This window comes from Paenibacillus hubeiensis (assembly GCF_032334105.1).
GTDB lineage: Bacteria > Bacillota > Bacilli > Paenibacillales > Paenibacillaceae > Paenibacillus > Paenibacillus hubeiensis.
On record NZ_JAVYAE020000001.1, the window covers coordinates 906,988 to 922,646 of the forward strand.

Here is a 15,659-nt window from a genome sequence, read left to right on the forward strand (position 1 = left end):
ATTTCTTTACAGTTCAACAACGGCTTTTACGGCCTGCGTTTCAGGGAGCAGCAGCCGATTCATGAAATCAGGCAATTCCTCGAAGCGTGCCCTGTGGGTAATGAAGCCGTCCATATTCAACGTTTTCCCGCGCAATACAGCCATCACACGTTCAAAGTCCTCACGCGTGGCGTTGCGGCTTCCCAGCACTTCCATCTCGCGTTTGTGAAATTCGGGATCATGCAAAACAATGTCCGCCTTCACCAAACCGACATAAATCAATTGCCCACCATGAGCAACATAACGAATCGCTTCATTCATCGATTGCACGTTTCCGGTGGCGTCAAAAACGGAGGTTGCAAAATCCCCTGAGGTTAAATCGGCAATCCGGCCTGCTGCGTCGTCCGCTGCAATAACAAGTTCATCCGCCCCGGCCCAGGTCCGGCCGAGTTCCAGCCTGTTCGCATTTCGGTCGACAGCAATGACCCTCGCTCCTGCCTGCTTCGCAAATGCCATAACGCCCAGACCGATCGGTCCGGCTCCGATGACCACGAGCTGATCTCCAGGTTGTATGGCCGACCTTCTGACGGCATGCGCGCCAATGCTGAGTGGTTCGATCATGGCCGTTTCGTCCAGGGTCAGGCCGTTTGCCTTGACCAGGTGTGACACGGGAACGGCAATTTGCTCGCGCATTCCGCCATCCACATGCACGCCCATCACCTGCATGGAAACACAACAGTTGGTTTTGCCTCTTCGGCACGCGATGCATTGACCGCAGTGAAGATAAGGAATGATGCTAACCTGATCTCCCGGCCGCAAACCGGCTTCATTGTTTCCGATTTGATCAATTACGCCTGCCAATTCATGCCCCAAAATACGCGGGTAAGTAAAAAAAGGCTGATTTCCTTTATACGCATGAAGATCGGTGCCGCAAATGCCTATTCTGCGAATCGATACCAGCGCTTCTTGATCACCCATGACTGGCTCGTCCACATGCCGATGGGCCAGACGGTTAATCTCTTCGCATACGATTGCTCTCATTTCGGTTCCCCCTTGGCTGTCTGCTGCCTTTTTTCGTTATATTCGGGCCGTCCGCTCGTCCAGGTGACATTATGGATCGGAGCCAAAATGCGGAGCACCTCGTTCAGCAATTCCTCATCCATAGGCTCCTCGATCCAGGCCACGTTGTTGCGAATGTTCCGCTCATTTGCACTGCTCACCAACGTGGTCGGAATTCGTTCGTGGGCTGTGGCAAACTGCACGGCCAGCTTGGCGATATCGCTCCCCTGCTCCATGCAGAAGCGGGCTGCGTCCAGACATGCCTGCTTCACCTCGTCATCCGCAGGATGCCAAGCAGGCGTTCCTCTCGTGCTTAACAATCCCATCGAAAGAGGAGAGGCGTTGACCAGGCCCACGCCTTCTTTGTCCAGAAGCGGCAGCAAGGACAATAAAGAATTGTCGTTCAGCGCATAATGGCAATAGGAGATGATGGCATCCGCCTCAAGCCGAGGCAGCATGTATTCGAACAGCAGCAGGGGCAAGCCGCAAATGCCCGCATATCGGATAATGCCTTGTTCTTTCAGCTGCAACAGCGTCGGAAACGCTTCCTCAATGATGATGTCGGCCGGAACGAATTCGATATCATGCAAAAAGAGGATATCGATATACTCCGTATGGAGCCGCGCCAAACTTTCCTGCACGCTGTCCAATATGCGTTGGCGGGAGAAATCGAATGCGTTTTCACCGTAACGTCCTGCTTTGGTAGAGAGCGTATACGAACTGCGCGGGAGCGACTTAAGCGCCTCGCCGAGCACCGTTTCCGCTTTGGTCAACCCATAATAAGGGGAAACATCGATATAATTCATTCCTGCGTCCACCGCCGCATGCACGGTCCGCATGCCTTCGCTGCGATCAATATCCCGAAATACCGAACCCAGGGAGGATGCACCAAAACTGAGCACGGGCACCTTCAGGCCTGTATTGCCCAACACTCTTTGTTTCATAAGGAAGCCCACTCCTTTCATGATGATATATACTTCTTCCGTTCTGAATGCCCTTTCATTTTATCAGCTTAAAATGATTATAAAATAGCGTTCAACGTGCAATATGTACTCTTTTTTGATCTTTTTCTGAGCTTTATTCGATTATATTTTTTGTAGGTACATGATCATCCTGAAAAAACCCGCCCCTTCTCTTGAAGAGAAAAAGGCGGGCCGGAAGATATTATAATGACGTTTACATCCTAGTTTTGCATCACGAAATCATGCTCTACCGCATTCTGTTCTTCGTCGAACATGCGCAGGATTTCATATTTGGTATTACGCTGTGCCGGAATATAGCCGGATTCGCGAATCAGCTGCAAAATGGAGCCAATGTTGACCTTATATGTCGCACCTGCGGCAGAAACGACGTTTTCTTCAATCATCGTGCTGCCGAAATCGTTACATCCGAATTCCAGCGATTTTTTGCCGATTTCCGGTCCCATCGTTACCCAGGAAGACTGGATATTTTTGATGTTGTCGAGCACGAGGCGGCTGATCGCGACCGTTTTCAAGTACTCTTCCGGCGTTTGGCGCTCCAGCTTGAGATTTGTGTTATCCGGCTGGAAGGTCCATGGAATAAAGGCCAGAAAACCTTCGGAATCATAGTTGTTCGCGATGCATTCATCCTGGGCTTCGCGGACGCGCATCAAGTGCAGCGCACGCTCTTCCATCGTTTCGCCCAACCCGATCACCATCGTTGCGGTTGTGTTCATGCCGATGCGGTGAGCCGTCTGCATGACGTCCATCCAATCCCGCCAGGAACCTTTCAGGCGGCTGATTTTGCGGCGAGTCCGATCATCGAGGATTTCCGCTCCGCCGCCAGGCAAGGAATCGAGTCCGGCAGCATGAATTTCCCGCATAACCTCTTCCAATGTCAGGCCGTCCGACACTTCGACCATTTTGCGGATTTCAGCCGGCGAGAAGGAGTGCATCGTAATTTCAGGGAAACGCTCCTTGATCGCTTTGAGCAAATTGGTGTAATAGCTGAATGGCAGATTGGGGTTGGTGCCGCCCTGCATCAAAATTTCGGTGCCGTTAACGTCAACGGTTTCCTGAATTTTCTGGAAAATCACCTCATCTGGAAGCACATAGCCTTCATCCGAACCCGGCCGGCGATAGAAAGCACAAAAACGGCAGTACACGTCGCACACGTTGGTGTAGTTGACGTTACGCCCAATGACGAAAGTTCTGTAAGGCTCGGGATGCATGCGTTTCATAATAACATTGGCAGCAGCCCCGATTTTGTCGATCTCGTTCGATTCAAACAGCTGAATCGTGTCTTCCAGGTCCAAACGTTCGCCCCGAAGGGCTTTATCTAGGATACGGTCTACCGTACTCATTGTGAAAAGCCTCCCTCATGAAGAGAAATATGATCACGATCCGTCCCGACTTGTTCAATGGCATTTTGCAGCAGGCCAACCTGCATATCGATCATTGGATGCAATTGCAAAATGCGTTTCATATATAGGCAAGTTCTGGTGGCAACATCGCAGTTCGTTAATGCTCTATCTATCGTAACACAGGTTACATGTGAAAAAAAGCACCTTATGAATAAGGTGCTTTAAAAATAAGTAAAAATATGAATATTCAAAAGACGCGATAATGGCAGCGATGCTTGAGCCCTGAAATTGCCTGAAACAGTTGGAATACTTCCCCAAAGAGCATCGTATTCCGAGGTTCCGTTACCCAGGAATGCTGCTTAAATGTTCGTGGATCAGTTTCCAGCCTAGCTCCGTATCTTTAATGAATACATTGGTTGCCCGTCCACTGCCCTTGACCAATTTCCCCTGCAAATATCCTTCATATTTATATTGGTAAACGCAGGTCGCCGTATTCCCGTCAACGGCAATCCATTGGACATCTGCTGCAGAGTAGACCTCTTCCTTGATCATATCCCAGGCATGTTCAAAATAAGCCTGGATCTCTTCTGGCGATGTACACGTTTTATCCGAGAACCAATAAACCGCATTGGGGTGCAGCAGCTGTCTAACATTTTGGAAATCATGCGTATTCGTTGCTTCGATATAACGGTCCAATGCTTGGATATAATCCTCTGCCTCGATAAATCCCAATAAAGTTACCCCCGTAATGCCTGATCCAGATCTGCAATCAGGTCGTCGATATCCTCAAGCCCGACGGAGAACCGGAGTAATCCGTCCGTAATGCCGCGATCACGCCGTACTTCGGCAGGCATGGCGGCATGCGACATCATCGCAGGATAGGACAGGATGCTTTCGACCGCTCCGAGACTCACGGCAACAATTGGAAGTTTCACGCGGTTCAATACGGCTTTGGCACGCTCACCGGACCCTACGTCAAAGGATACAACGGCTCCATATCCGCTCGATTGACGCTCATGCACTTCGCGCCCGGGATGCTCCTGCAGCCCTGGATAGAAGACAGCCTCGATGTCACTGCGTCCGCTGAGCCATGCGGCCAGTTTGGCCGTGCTCTGTTCGCTGTGCGCCATGCGTGCGCCCAGCGTTTTCATCCCGCGCATGAGCAGCCACGATTCCTGTACGCCAAGAACGGTTCCCAGACCGTTTTGCAGCTGTTTCAACTGGCGTCCCAGCGACTCCGTACGCGCAACGGCAAGACCTGCCAGCACGTCACTGTGTCCTCCCAGAAACTTGGTCGCACTGTGCACCACGATATCAACGCCAAGCTCGATCGGGCGCTGGTAATAAGGTGTCATAAACGTGTTGTCCAAAATGCTGATCAGGTTATTTTCTTGAGCCCATGAAGCTACCGCGCCGATGTCGGTAATTTTCAGCGTCGGGTTGGACGGTGTTTCAATATATACTGCTTTGGTGTTTGGCTTGATTGCCGCCTTCACCTCGCCGAGGTTCGTCATGTCCACGAATGTCGTCTCAATGTTCATCCGGTTCAAAATGGACGTCAGCAGGCGGTAAGTGCCGCCGTATACGTCTTCCGTCACGATGACATGGTCCCCGGCAGAAAACATCATAAACACGCTGGAGATCGCCGCCATGCCCGATGAATAGGCAAAGCCTCGTACGCCGCCTTCCAGCAGGGCAATATAATCTTCCAGCGCCTGGCGTGTCGGGTTGCCCGAACGGGAGTAGTCATGCTGCGGCGGATTGTGAATATCGAAATGATGGAACGTCGAAGCCTGATAAATCGGCACGCTGGATGCGCCGGTGGCCTTGTCCACCTCATCGCCGAAATGAAGCAATTTGGTATCGAATTTCAGCTCGCTTGCCTGTTCGTTCCCGTTATGGTTCTGCTCACTCATGGCTTTCCCCTCCTTCAACTTCGCGCTGCGCTGCCTCAAGCGCACCGCCCAGGTCGGCAATCAGGTCATCCACATGCTCGATGCCAACGGAGAAGCGAAGCAAACGGTCATCCACGCCGACGGCGTCGCGGATTTCAAGCGGGATGTCGGCATGTGTCTGCACGGTAGGATACGTCATCAACGATTCGACTCCGCCCAGGCTTTCGGCAAAAGCGATCAGCTTGATATGGCGCAGGATCGGCTCTACATAACGGGCATCCTTCACCTTGAAGGAGAAAATCCCGGTGTTACCGCTGGACTGTTTGTTTTGCAGCTCATGGCCTGGATGATCCGACAGACCGGGATGGAACACTTCGGCCACTGCAGGATGCTCCAGCAAATACTTCGCAATCGTCAACGCGTTGTGCTCATGGCGTTCCATGCGGAGAGCCAGCGTTTTCATCCCTCTCATCAACTGGTAAGAATCGCTCGGGGACAACACGGCACCGATGGAGTTATGCAGGAATGCCATTTCGGCAGACAATTGCTCGCCTTTCGTTACGATCAGACCGGCAAGCACGTCATTGTGACCGCCCAAATATTTGGTCGCGCTGTGGATGACGATGTCGGCTCCAAGCTCAATCGGACGTTGGAAGAACGGCGTCAAGAGCGTATTATCGACGATGGTCAACAGACCATGGCTTTTCGCCCAAGCACTAACGGCCTCTATATCTGTGATCATCATCAGCGGATTTGTCGGTGTTTCAATGAATACCGCCTTTGTATTCGGTTTGCGCACTTCTTCAAGCGCCGCGAGGTCATTGGTATCTACATAGCTGGCAGTTACGCCGAAACGGGATAAAATCCGTTCCAGCAGGCGATACGTTCCGCCATACAGGTCCAGCGAAACGATTAGGTGATCCCCCTGTCCGAACAGGGAGAAGATCGTTTGCAGGGCAGCCATGCCCGAACTACACGCAAACCCGGCATCGCCGGATTCCAATGCAGCTGCTGCTTCCTCCAACACTTTGCGGGTCGGATTGGTCGTGCGGATATAATCGAACCCGGTGCTCTGCCCCAGCTTTGGATGGCGGAACGCCGTTGATTGATAGATCGGAAAATTCACCGCGCCCGTGACCGGTTCATTGACGGACCCGATTTGGGCCAGTCGACTTTCAATTTTCAGCTTGTTGTCTTCCATTGCTGCATCCTCCTGTTATCACAATTAAATTTGCGGACCAATATCGTAAGGGGTTTCCTGATACACATAGTAATTGAGCCAATTAGAGAATAATAAGTTTGCATGCGCCCGCCAGGTTGCCGGAGGAACACGGGAAGGGTCGTCATTCGGGAAGTAATGTTTCGGCGGATCGATGTTCAATCCTTTGGCCACATCACGATCATATTCCCATTTCAGCGAAAGAGGATCGTATTCGGCATGGCCTGTCACGAAAATTTGCTTGCCGTCCTTGGTGGCTACCAGGAACACGCCTGCCTCCTCCGACTCGGACAAAATTTCGAGATTGTCGTTTTTCAAAATATCTTCGCGCCGTACTTCCGTATGGCGGGAATGCGGGATGTTGAACACTTCGTCAAATCCGCGCAGGAGCGGAACATGGGATTTGTTCACCGTGTGCGGGAAAACGCCGAAGCATTTTTCGGCCAGCGGAATTTTCGGCACGTCAAAATGATGATACAAGCCCGCCTGCGAAGCCCAACATATATGCATGGTCGACGTAACGTTGGTTTTGGTCCATTCGAAAATCTCCTGGATTTCCTTCCAATAGTTCACGTCTTCGAAATCCATCTGTTCCACTGGAGCGCCGGTAATGATCATGCCGTCGAAACGGCGATGCTCAATCTCGTCAAACGTTTTGTAGAACAGGTTGAGATATTCCTGAGACGTGTTTTTGGAGGTATGGGATTTCGGATGCACCAGCACGATGTCCACCTGAATCGGCGTATTCCCCACAAGGCGGAGCAATTGGGTTTCCGTTGTTTCTTTGGTCGGCATCAGGTTTAAAATAGCAATGCGCAATGGGCGAATATCCTGCTTGTAAGCAGACGATTCATCCATTACGAAAATGTTCTCTCCCGCAAGCACTTCCTTTGCGGGCAAGGCATCTGGTATTTTGATCGGCATGGTGTGTAACTCCTCCTTAAGCATAGATAGATGCAGGCTTAGCTGCCAAGAGCTGGTCTCCGAGCGCAGACGCAATGTCCACATGCAGCCCTTGTCGTCTACGGGACAGCCTTAAATTGCTTAGCGAAAATCAGTGCTGAGAAGTCGGTGCATATACCAGAACAATCGGATGCCCAAAGCCCAGTCATTCCGATAATTATAACAAAGACCTTCCTCGGACTCCGAGAAAGGTCATATGTAAAACGGATATGCGCCTCTCTCATCTCTCAGTAACAACAGTGCCTCAATGTATGTGCACTTAGTCGCTGCAAGAATTAGCACCGTGCGGTTATGCCGCCGGTTGCCGGGTTTCATCGGGCCAGTCCCTCCACCTACTCTTGATAAGATTTCGCCGTATTCAATTGTTGATAGCATGTTTAACGTATACTTTAAAACAATAACGCCTACTCGTCAAGCATATGTTTGCAGGTCTGTTTTTATGAAGCGGAACCGTTTGTTCCCTACATTCATAGACTGCTGTGTGGCGCCAAAATCGACACATTTTTACGCTTGAAAGCACCATGTACGAGCGGTATACTAGACAAGTGTTGCATACCCTTATGTGAGAGGTGACATATTCAATGGATGGCGACCCGAGGCCTGATTGGCAGACGAGTTCCAGCAAACTGCATAGTGAATTGACATCAGCATGCCGGCAGCGGGACGTTTATTCCGTTTGGATACCAAGTCATCCCGTCTGATCTCCAGACCCCGCTGCCGACCGGCTGATCTGTTCCTTTGCGCCCTAATTCAAGAGTGATCCGCCATAGTGGCGGGTGCAGAAGGAGTGGATAACGATGAAAATCCGGTTGGTAAACAACGGTGTATTTATCCCGGTGGACGATATTGAACAAACGCTGACGCCACCAGCAGAGGGATTCTACTGGATCGATGCAGACGTTGACGATTTGGCGGTGCTCCAGCCCCTGTTCATGATCCATGATCTGGCGGTGGAGGACTGCCTTAGCGAGGACGAACAGCGTCCAAAAATCGAAATTTACGAAAATCATTATTTTATCGTCATTAACAGCATTCGATTCGATGATGAAGAAATCTTCTTGCGGGCTGTCAACCTGTTTTTGGGCAGACATTTCATTATAAGCGTGACCAAACAAAAGGTCAGCGAGCTGCGTACACTGAAGCCCATCTTATGGGAACAGGAAGCCAACACGCCGGACCGTTTCTTGTACTTGTTGATCGACTTGATCGTCGACAATTACTTCACGGTGGGCGATCGGATCGAGGCCCGCATCGAGAAGCTCGAGGAAGACATTCTGATGCACACCAAAAAATCCCACCTGAACGAAATCATCGGGCTTCGCAGTGAGATTTTATGGTTGAAAAAAGTACTGGGACCTCAGAAAGAGGTCATCAATACGCTGAACAAAAAAGATTTGCGTCTCATCGATGATCAGCTGCAGAAATACTTCAGCGACATCTACGAGAACGCCGTTAAAATATCGGAGACATTCGAAACGTACCGGGATCTTATGGGCAACTTGCGCGAAGCCTATCAATCCAGCATCGCCAACCGCGCGAATGAGATCATGCGTGTGTTTACCGCCATTACGACGGTATTTATGCCGCTGACAGTCATTACCGGAATTTACGGCATGAACTTCACGAACATGCCTGAGCTCGATTGGAAATATGGTTATTTCGTCGTCATCGGCATCATGATTACTTTAGGTTTGAGCATGTTCTTTATTTTCCGCAAAAAAGACTGGATTTGAACAACCTATGCAACTGTCAAACGGTCGACGAGGCAGCCCTGGTTTCGGGTATGCCTCGTCTTTTTTTTGCCTCCGTCACAACACCCCTCCCGTTTCCGTTCTCCCGGTGTTATCCTGCATTTTTCGCGGTTTCTGCAGAGCGGCGAAAACGAATGCGAATCATGCGCAAACGCTCGTACACTTGCTCCAAATTCGTTCCGCTAGGTCTGTCCGGGCCATATACTTTCTGCATCACAGGTTTAAGAAACGAATCGCCAAGCACTTCATACGCATTCCACACTGCTTCCTGTTCTTCCTCGGGCATCACGGCCAGTTCGGCATCCAGCAAGGAATCCGTGTCGTATCCTTCGTCATCCAAAATTTCAAGCCATTCAATCAGTTCCCTGCGCGACAAACCGGACCGGTTGACGATCTCTTCCAAAGTAAGTCCTTCTTTCATGCCTTCAAGCACCAGTTTGCGCGTCGTAAATTTTTCCAGTTCCTGCTTGTATTTATGCTCCTTCTGTTTGTACAGCCAACTCTCGTATTCTTCTTCCTTGAGCTCAGCATATACCCAATCGAGCGGAAAACCATGGGATCGCTGCAAGCCATGAGTATGCTCGAGCCACTCTTGGCCGTATTCGGACGCTTTGCTCTCGCCCACGCCCGGGAGCTGCATCAACTCCTCCAACGTTTGAGGAACATATGCGCTAATCATGCGGAGCAAGCGATTCGTCGCGATGAAATACGGGGCTTTGCGGTCCGAAGCGGCTCGTTGCCTGCGCCAGGCGCAAAGATCCTCATACAACACCTCATTGCTGTGCAATTCGCTGTAACATTGCAGACGCTGTCCGCCATAACCGCGATCTTTCAACTCGTCGCCGTCATGAAACAAGCCTTGCAGCAGCGGTCGATACCCTTCACCCATGCGCGTAGCCAACTGATGGCGGTAAACATGCAGCAATTCGTCCCATGAATCCCCCTCGTACCAGACCATATCCTCGCGATCCCCTGCTTCATAACGGCTCCACACCAACTGCCAGCTTCCCTCTTCTTCACCGATCCACAACTGGGCAGGCTGCTCTTCCTGCTCGAACATTCTGGTTAATCTGTTCATGAAAATAATTTCCATCTTGGACTCCTCCTTATGTTGTAGCAGAGCACAGCCAACCAGACACCATGCCAGGCCATCATGCTGATGGGCAGCACAAAAAGCACCCCTCCTGCAATGTAATGCAAGAGAGGTGCTTCCTCATCAACCGTGCTATGCTGTTGTTCATATCATACCATATTGGAAAAATTCGTCAACCGTTTCGAAGGTAAAAAGAGGCATTATTTCTATATTGCAAATAGAACAAACCTATTTTTCCAATGCTAATTTCGCAAGCGCAAGCGAACCGCACAAGCCCGCGTTATCGCCCAGTCCAGGCGGAACGATATACTGATCGATTTCGGATTGAATCATAGGATGCTGGACGTATCCAGCCAGAAGCTCCTGCAATTTGCCCTGAATCATCGGGAAGAGATGCTCTTGCTTCATGACCCCGCCACCCATAACGATCTTTTGCGGGGAGAGGATCAGCACAAAGTTCATCAATGCCTGTGCCAGATAATGGGCTTCGAGCTCCCACGCCTTATGGTCCGGCGACAGTTCATAAGCCGGTTGCTCCCAACGTTTGTTGATCGCCGGACCTGCTGCCAACCCTTCCAGGCAATCGCCGTGATAAGGGCAGAAGCCTTCATACGCATCTTCTGGATGACGGCGCACCACGATATGTCCCATCTCCGGGTGGGATAAACCGTGAACCATTTTGCCCCCGACGACCGCACCTGCCCCGATGCCTGTCCCCACGGTGATATACAAGCAGCTGTCCAACCCTTGAGCAGCCCCCCAAGTAGCTTCACCCAATGCTGCCCCGTTAACATCCGTATCAAACGTCATTGGCACGTCGAAATGCTCTTTCAGTTTGCCGATCAGGTTGTACTGCCCCCAATGCGGTTTTGGCGTTGTCGTAATGTAGCCATAGGTCGGACTTCCTTCGATCGGATCGATGGGTCCAAAGGATCCTACCCCAAGCGCCGCAATATCTTTGCCTTCAAAGAAAGCGATGACTTGAGCCATCGTCTCTTCCGGCGTTGTCGTCGGAAAACTTACCCGTTCAAGCACCTCGCCTTGCTCTGTCCCAATTCCACACACAAATTTGGTACCACCTGCTTCAATTGCACCTAAAATCGTCAATTCAGTCACGCTCCCATTCAGATCATCAGTTGTTTTCGTTGTCCAGCTTGTCCAGCCGTTGAAGCAATGTCTCTCTCCAACTATCCGACAACGCGGAAATAGTCAAAAGCGAACGCATCGCAGCAGCATCCTGCTTTCCTTGATGCATGATCCGGTTGGCTTCCATTACGGTCATCGATGTTTCATCCGTGGTCACACGTCTAAACGCCGAGCCAGGGCCGATTTCACCTTCACGGAGTACGCGAAAATAAAATCCGGTATGCCCGCTTTCCTGAAAATAGACCGGAAGCTCTTTGTAATCATACCTGGCGCCCAATTTGAAACATGGCTGCCTCGGTTGGCTGACCTGTACGACGGCTTCACCGAGTTCAAACACGTCGCCAATCCGAATCACTTCTTCCGGACAGCCCGTCACCGTCAGATTTTCACCAAATGCCCCCCAGTCAAGCCTGCGATCCATCAGCTGCTCCAAAGCCGGGTAACGGCTGTAGTCATATACGCAGAGGGCCTTGTCCGGTCCGCCATGGTGCACCAGGTCGGCCTGGCCATCCCCGGCCAAACCGGTGAACGACAGGAATACCTGTGTCGACACGGGCGTTTTCACGATGCCGCTCAAAACTTCCCGCTTCTGGCCAGGCAGCGGCCGGGGCTGCCCAACGTTGACCGCAAGCACGGCTGGGCCAGCCTGATCTGACTTCGGATGATGCGTCATCTTCATCATGACAACCTCCTATGCTTCTCCGTTTTATTTCACCGAACCGCCGAATACAAGGGTGTTGCTAAGCAACCGCCCGGGGGAAGTCAGCATCTTGCCGCCGGCATAAAGGCCTGAAGAGGCTCCGCCATCCAGGTTCATCGCTTGTTTGGCTCCAAGCTTCTGCATGACGGCAGCCCACTCCTTGATCGTGGCTCCCGGAACGGTAGCCAGCATTACGGAGCCGTCCGCCATGATGGCGATTCCGCTTCGAGCGCCTGAAGCGTTCAGAATCTTGGTATCCTTAAAGCCCTCGCTCACCGGATTGACCGCCACTTTCCCGTCTTTTACCAAACGCGGACCGGCTCCTACCGCAGTCACAACGTCTCCCCAAGGAATTTCCTTGCCTGAGGCATTCGTGTATTTATAGTTCATCTCTACGGCAGAGCCCACATCAAAACGGTCCGCCATGGACTTCAGCGTGCCTGTAAAGACCAGAACCGACCCGTTCTTCGGAATGGAGACGTTATTGTTTGTTAATTTCTTGGTCACGATCCCCTTTTCGATCACCACGGCGATCCCGCCTTTGAATCCGACCTTGCCGCCTCGCTCCGGCGTATACAGCATGCTGATGTTGGCATCTGCCGCAGGCGTGCGGTTGACAAAGGTAGCGTACCAGCTGCGCGGCTTGCCGTCTTTGCCGGTAACCTTGCCCGTCAGGCTCACCTGCAATGAATCCATGATCGCCGTGCCGTCCGCTTTGAAACCGATGCTTGTTCCGTATCTTCCGATATGTATCACTTTGCTATTGGCAATCAACATGCCGTATGGGTCCGGTGCCCCGTTATAGGCCTCGAAGAAAGCTCCGTTAATCGCGGCTTGCGCACCGTAAGCCTTTACGATCGATGGCAGCGTAGCCGTCTGTCCCACTTGTTTTTTGGCAAGTCCCACCGTCACCGGCGTTCCTTTCGGAATGCTGACCGTTTGCACCGTAAAGGTGCGTCCTGCCGTTTTCACTTTTTGTACTTTGGTGCTGATTGCCGCTTTGGCTTCTGCTGTTTCGGGAGCGCCCACGGCTCCTGACAATAATACCGGCAAAGCCAGGATCAGGGCCATTGCCCCGGTCCACCACTTTTTGCCGATTCCTCGCGTGTTCATGCTGCTCAACCTGTCGCCACTCCCATCCAAGAGCCGAGGCTCTTCATCTCAAGTTGCTCGAATTTGTCCATGACCGCATCCGGGTCAAGTTGGAACTCGCATACATCCAATGCGCAAGCTACGGGTACTTCACAATGAATCTCTGCCAATCTGCGGGATAAATGAAGCATGTCCAGATCGTTCTCGATCTTTTTCCGGACCGAAGGCGTCAATTGATCCAAATTATCCAAAATTCCCTCAATGGAGCCGTACTCCTGCACCAGTTTGAGCGCCGTCTTCTCGCCAATGCCGCGAACGCCCGGATAATTGTCGCTGGCATCGCCCATAAGACCCTTCATGTCAATGATCTGACGCGGGGCAAGCTGCTTCTCTTCCATCAAGGAATCGGGAGTGTATACCATGTAATTGCCGTGTCCCTTTTTCATGATGATCACGCTTGTCCGGTCATTGATCAGCTGCAGCATGTCATGATCCCCGGTCAACACCATGACGTTCATGTTGTTCTGCTCGGTGTAGTATTTGGCGAGGGTACCGATACAATCGTCGGCTTCAAAGCCTTGAGCCCCGATATTCGGAACGCCAAGACTGTCCATGACCTCACGAATCAGCGAAAATTGGGGAATAAGATCATCCGGCGCTTCCGCCCGGTTCCCTTTGTATGCCGCATATTCTTCACCGCGAAACGTCTTGCCTCCCATATCCCAGCAGCAGATGACATGGCTTGGCCCAAAAGTCTGGACCGCATCCCAGAAGTAACGGATAAACCCGTACACCGCGTTGGTCGGCAATCCTGCCTTTGTACGTCTGATATATCCGCTCGCAGATGTCGCATAGAACGCCCTGAACAACACTGCCATACCGTCTACCAGCAACAAAGTAGGTTCATTACGTTGATTCACTTCGAATTAATCTCTCCTGTCTTCTATATCAAAAAATGACCGCTATAATTCTAACATTATAGCATAGTTCCGCCAAGCGGCGGCCAGCCAAAAAAGCCCTGTTTTTTGGACGATACCGGAAACGTCTTGTCGATCAGGGCATGCTTCAAACCTAACTCCATACCTGCTCGAACGTCTCTTCCTTGAATCCGACAGTGACCTTTGTTCCGTCCGTGACGATGGGACGTTTGATAAGGCGGCCATTCGATGCAAGCAAACGAATTTGCTCGTCCGTCGACATGCCCGGAAGCTTGTCTTTGAGCTGCTGCTCCTTGTAGACCTCACCGCTGGTGTTGAAAAACTTCTTCACGTCAAGCCCGCTCAGCTCGATGAGTTGTTTCAGTTCCGCCTCGGAAGGAGGGACGTCAAAGATCGGCACCAATGCCAACTCGTGCCCCTTGCCTTCCAGCCATTTGACCGCTTTGCGGCAGGTGCCGCATTTGGCATATTGATATACTTTCAATCGGCTCATGATTCCTGTTCCTCCGTATTCTCGTTCTCTTGCTGCAAGCGCTGCTTCAGATCCTGCAAGTCTGCAGGAAGCGGGGCATGGAACGTCATTCGCTTACGCAAAATCGGATGCTCGAACGACAGCTCGCATGCATGCAAAGCCTGCCGATCGATCCAACCGTCCCGCTCAGCTCGCAAGGCCACCGTTCGGGCGTCAATGCCCGCGTCCGGCAATGTTTGGTACATGCTGTCCCCGATCAGCGGGCAGTGGATCGACGTCATATGCACGCGAATCTGATGCGTCCTGCCGCTTTCCAGCTTAAGGCTCACTTCGCTCGCCGTTCCTCCATCCCATTTCGCTAATGTCTTATAGAGCGTACGGGCAGGGTAACCGTCCGGCGTGACGATCCGGCGATGCGGCTCCTCAGGGTCGCGGTCGATCGGACCGTCGATCGTCCCTTCTTCCGGGGTAGGGCTGCCGTGCACAAAAGCGATATAACGCTTGTCTACCGTGCCTGCTATCATCTGTTCCGACACATGCTGATGAACATACGGATTTTTGGCAATGGCCAGCACGCCCGACGTTTCCTGATCCAGCCGATGCACCGGACGAAAACGGACACGTTCGCCTTTGGCTTTCCAATAATGCACGACGCCGTTCGCCAACGTTCCCGTATAGTGACCATGCGTAGGATGTACGATGATGCCTGCATCCTTGTTTACGATCAGCAGGTGCTCATCCTCATATAAAATGGAAAAAGGCAGTTCTTCGGGAAGAATATCATCCGACTCCTCGTGCTCCATCCGAATTTCGACGAGATCTCCTGCAGCCACCTTGACGCTGATATACACTCGCTCTCCATTCAACATAATGCCGTGCTCTGTCAGCTTCAGTCGTGACAGAAGTTTGCGCGATACGTGAAGGCGTCGCTGAAGCACCGTCTTCAGCAGCCAACCTTCCTCCTGCTCGGATACCGTGTATGTGATTGGTGTGTAATAACCGTTCATTGGTTCCTTTTCATTCCTTTGC

At 51.6% G+C, this 15,659-nt stretch carries 15 protein-coding genes and 1 riboswitch; of the genes, 1 reads left to right on the forward strand and 14 read right to left on the reverse strand.

Features of this window, described 5'->3' with window-relative positions; translation table 11 throughout:
• Positions 1–6: 6 nt before the first annotated feature.
• The 7 genes from RSX24_RS04320 to metA form a co-directional block, all read right to left on the reverse strand.
• Complete coding sequence (locus tag RSX24_RS04320) at positions 7–1,020, reverse strand: zinc-binding alcohol dehydrogenase family protein (RefSeq protein ID WP_343259762.1); 1,014 nt, start codon at positions 1,018–1,020, stop codon at positions 7–9.
• A complete protein-coding gene (locus tag RSX24_RS04325; protein WP_343259763.1) occupies positions 1,017–1,982 on the reverse strand; it encodes an aldo/keto reductase in 966 nt (321 codons plus the stop codon). The genes RSX24_RS04320 and RSX24_RS04325 overlap by 4 nt, the downstream gene beginning before the upstream one ends.
• Positions 1,983–2,221: 239 nt before the next feature.
• Positions 2,222–3,361, reverse strand: a complete 1,140-nt coding sequence (gene mqnC / locus RSX24_RS04330; protein WP_236415914.1) for a cyclic dehypoxanthinyl futalosine synthase — start codon at positions 3,359–3,361, stop codon at positions 2,222–2,224.
• A gap of 342 nt (positions 3,362–3,703) precedes the next feature.
• Positions 3,704–4,093, reverse strand: coding sequence for a YybH family protein (locus tag RSX24_RS04335; protein WP_343259764.1), 390 nt, complete (start codon positions 4,091–4,093; stop codon positions 3,704–3,706).
• A gap of 5 nt (positions 4,094–4,098) precedes the next feature.
• Positions 4,099–5,277, reverse strand: coding sequence for an aminotransferase class I/II-fold pyridoxal phosphate-dependent enzyme (locus tag RSX24_RS04340; RefSeq protein ID WP_343259765.1), 1,179 nt, complete (start codon positions 5,275–5,277; stop codon positions 4,099–4,101).
• Entirely contained in the window at positions 5,270–6,457 is a 1,188-nt protein-coding gene (locus tag RSX24_RS04345; RefSeq protein WP_343259766.1) for a PLP-dependent transferase, read from the reverse strand. Before RSX24_RS04345 ends, RSX24_RS04340 begins: the two co-directional genes overlap by 8 nt.
• Before the next feature lie 24 nt (positions 6,458–6,481).
• The gene (gene metA / locus RSX24_RS04350) at positions 6,482–7,399 is read right to left on the reverse strand and encodes a homoserine O-acetyltransferase MetA (RefSeq protein ID WP_236415923.1); all 918 of its coding nucleotides are present in this window, start codon (positions 7,397–7,399) and stop codon (positions 6,482–6,484) included.
• A 256-nt stretch (positions 7,400–7,655) separates the two neighbouring features.
• Positions 7,656–7,786, reverse strand: a riboswitch (SAM riboswitch).
• A 449-nt stretch (positions 7,787–8,235) separates the two neighbouring features.
• On the opposite strand from metA, the gene corA reads away from it, so the two are divergent.
• Positions 8,236–9,171: a magnesium/cobalt transporter CorA gene (corA, locus tag RSX24_RS04355; RefSeq protein ID WP_236415924.1), complete on the forward strand. Its 936-nt coding sequence runs from the start codon at positions 8,236–8,238 to the stop codon at positions 9,169–9,171.
• 109 nt (positions 9,172–9,280) lie between these two features.
• On the opposite strand, the gene RSX24_RS04360 is transcribed toward corA, so the two are convergent.
• The 7 genes from RSX24_RS04360 to RSX24_RS04390 form a co-directional block, all read right to left on the reverse strand.
• Complete coding sequence (locus RSX24_RS04360; protein ID WP_343259767.1) at positions 9,281–10,282, reverse strand: HRDC domain-containing protein; 1,002 nt, start codon at positions 10,280–10,282, stop codon at positions 9,281–9,283.
• Between the two features lie 228 nt (positions 10,283–10,510).
• Positions 10,511–11,389, reverse strand: a complete 879-nt coding sequence (locus tag RSX24_RS04365; RefSeq protein ID WP_290371448.1) for an ROK family protein — start codon at positions 11,387–11,389, stop codon at positions 10,511–10,513.
• A 25-nt stretch (positions 11,390–11,414) separates the two neighbouring features.
• A complete protein-coding gene (locus tag RSX24_RS04370) occupies positions 11,415–12,110 on the reverse strand; it encodes an MOSC domain-containing protein (RefSeq protein ID WP_438286755.1) in 696 nt (231 codons plus the stop codon).
• A 24-nt stretch (positions 12,111–12,134) separates the two neighbouring features.
• Entirely contained in the window at positions 12,135–13,241 is a 1,107-nt protein-coding gene (locus tag RSX24_RS04375; RefSeq protein ID WP_343260062.1) for a phosphodiester glycosidase family protein, read from the reverse strand.
• A 5-nt stretch (positions 13,242–13,246) separates the two neighbouring features.
• Positions 13,247–14,140, reverse strand: coding sequence for a 5'-3' exonuclease (locus RSX24_RS04380; RefSeq protein ID WP_339277092.1), 894 nt, complete (start codon positions 14,138–14,140; stop codon positions 13,247–13,249).
• A gap of 151 nt (positions 14,141–14,291) precedes the next feature.
• A complete protein-coding gene (locus tag RSX24_RS04385; RefSeq protein WP_343259768.1) occupies positions 14,292–14,651 on the reverse strand; it encodes an arsenate reductase family protein in 360 nt (119 codons plus the stop codon).
• Positions 14,648–15,637, reverse strand: a complete 990-nt coding sequence (locus tag RSX24_RS04390) for an RluA family pseudouridine synthase (RefSeq protein WP_343259769.1) — start codon at positions 15,635–15,637, stop codon at positions 14,648–14,650. The genes RSX24_RS04385 and RSX24_RS04390 overlap by 4 nt, the downstream gene beginning before the upstream one ends.
• Between the last annotated feature and the right edge of the window lie 22 nt (positions 15,638–15,659).

What these genes read in the sequence shown, in the direction of transcription:
- RSX24_RS04375 (WP_343260062.1), bottom strand. Translation starts at nt 13,241, where the DNA reads ATGAACACGCGAGGAATCGGCAAAAAGTGGTGGACCGGGGCAATGGCC.
- RSX24_RS04390 (WP_343259769.1), bottom strand. Translation starts at nt 15,637, where the DNA reads ATGAACGGTTATTACACACCAATCACATACACGGTATCCGAGCAGGAG.
- RSX24_RS04370 (WP_438286755.1), bottom strand. Translation starts at nt 12,110, where the DNA reads ATGATGAAGATGACGCATCATCCGAAGTCAGATCAGGCTGGCCCAGCC.
- RSX24_RS04340 (WP_343259765.1), bottom strand. Translation starts at nt 5,277, where the DNA reads ATGAGTGAGCAGAACCATAACGGGAACGAACAGGCAAGCGAGCTGAAA.
- corA (WP_236415924.1), top strand. Translation starts at nt 8,236, where the DNA reads ATGAAAATCCGGTTGGTAAACAACGGTGTATTTATCCCGGTGGACGAT.
- metA (WP_236415923.1), bottom strand. Translation starts at nt 7,399, where the DNA reads ATGCCGATCAAAATACCAGATGCCTTGCCCGCAAAGGAAGTGCTTGCG.
- RSX24_RS04385 (WP_343259768.1), bottom strand. Translation starts at nt 14,651, where the DNA reads ATGAGCCGATTGAAAGTATATCAATATGCCAAATGCGGCACCTGCCGC.
- RSX24_RS04345 (WP_343259766.1), bottom strand. Translation starts at nt 6,457, where the DNA reads ATGGAAGACAACAAGCTGAAAATTGAAAGTCGACTGGCCCAAATCGGG.
- RSX24_RS04325 (WP_343259763.1), bottom strand. Translation starts at nt 1,982, where the DNA reads ATGAAACAAAGAGTGTTGGGCAATACAGGCCTGAAGGTGCCCGTGCTC.
- mqnC (WP_236415914.1), bottom strand. Translation starts at nt 3,361, where the DNA reads ATGAGTACGGTAGACCGTATCCTAGATAAAGCCCTTCGGGGCGAACGT.
- RSX24_RS04360 (WP_343259767.1), bottom strand. Translation starts at nt 10,282, where the DNA reads ATGGAAATTATTTTCATGAACAGATTAACCAGAATGTTCGAGCAGGAA.
- RSX24_RS04320 (WP_343259762.1), bottom strand. Translation starts at nt 1,020, where the DNA reads ATGAGAGCAATCGTATGCGAAGAGATTAACCGTCTGGCCCATCGGCAT.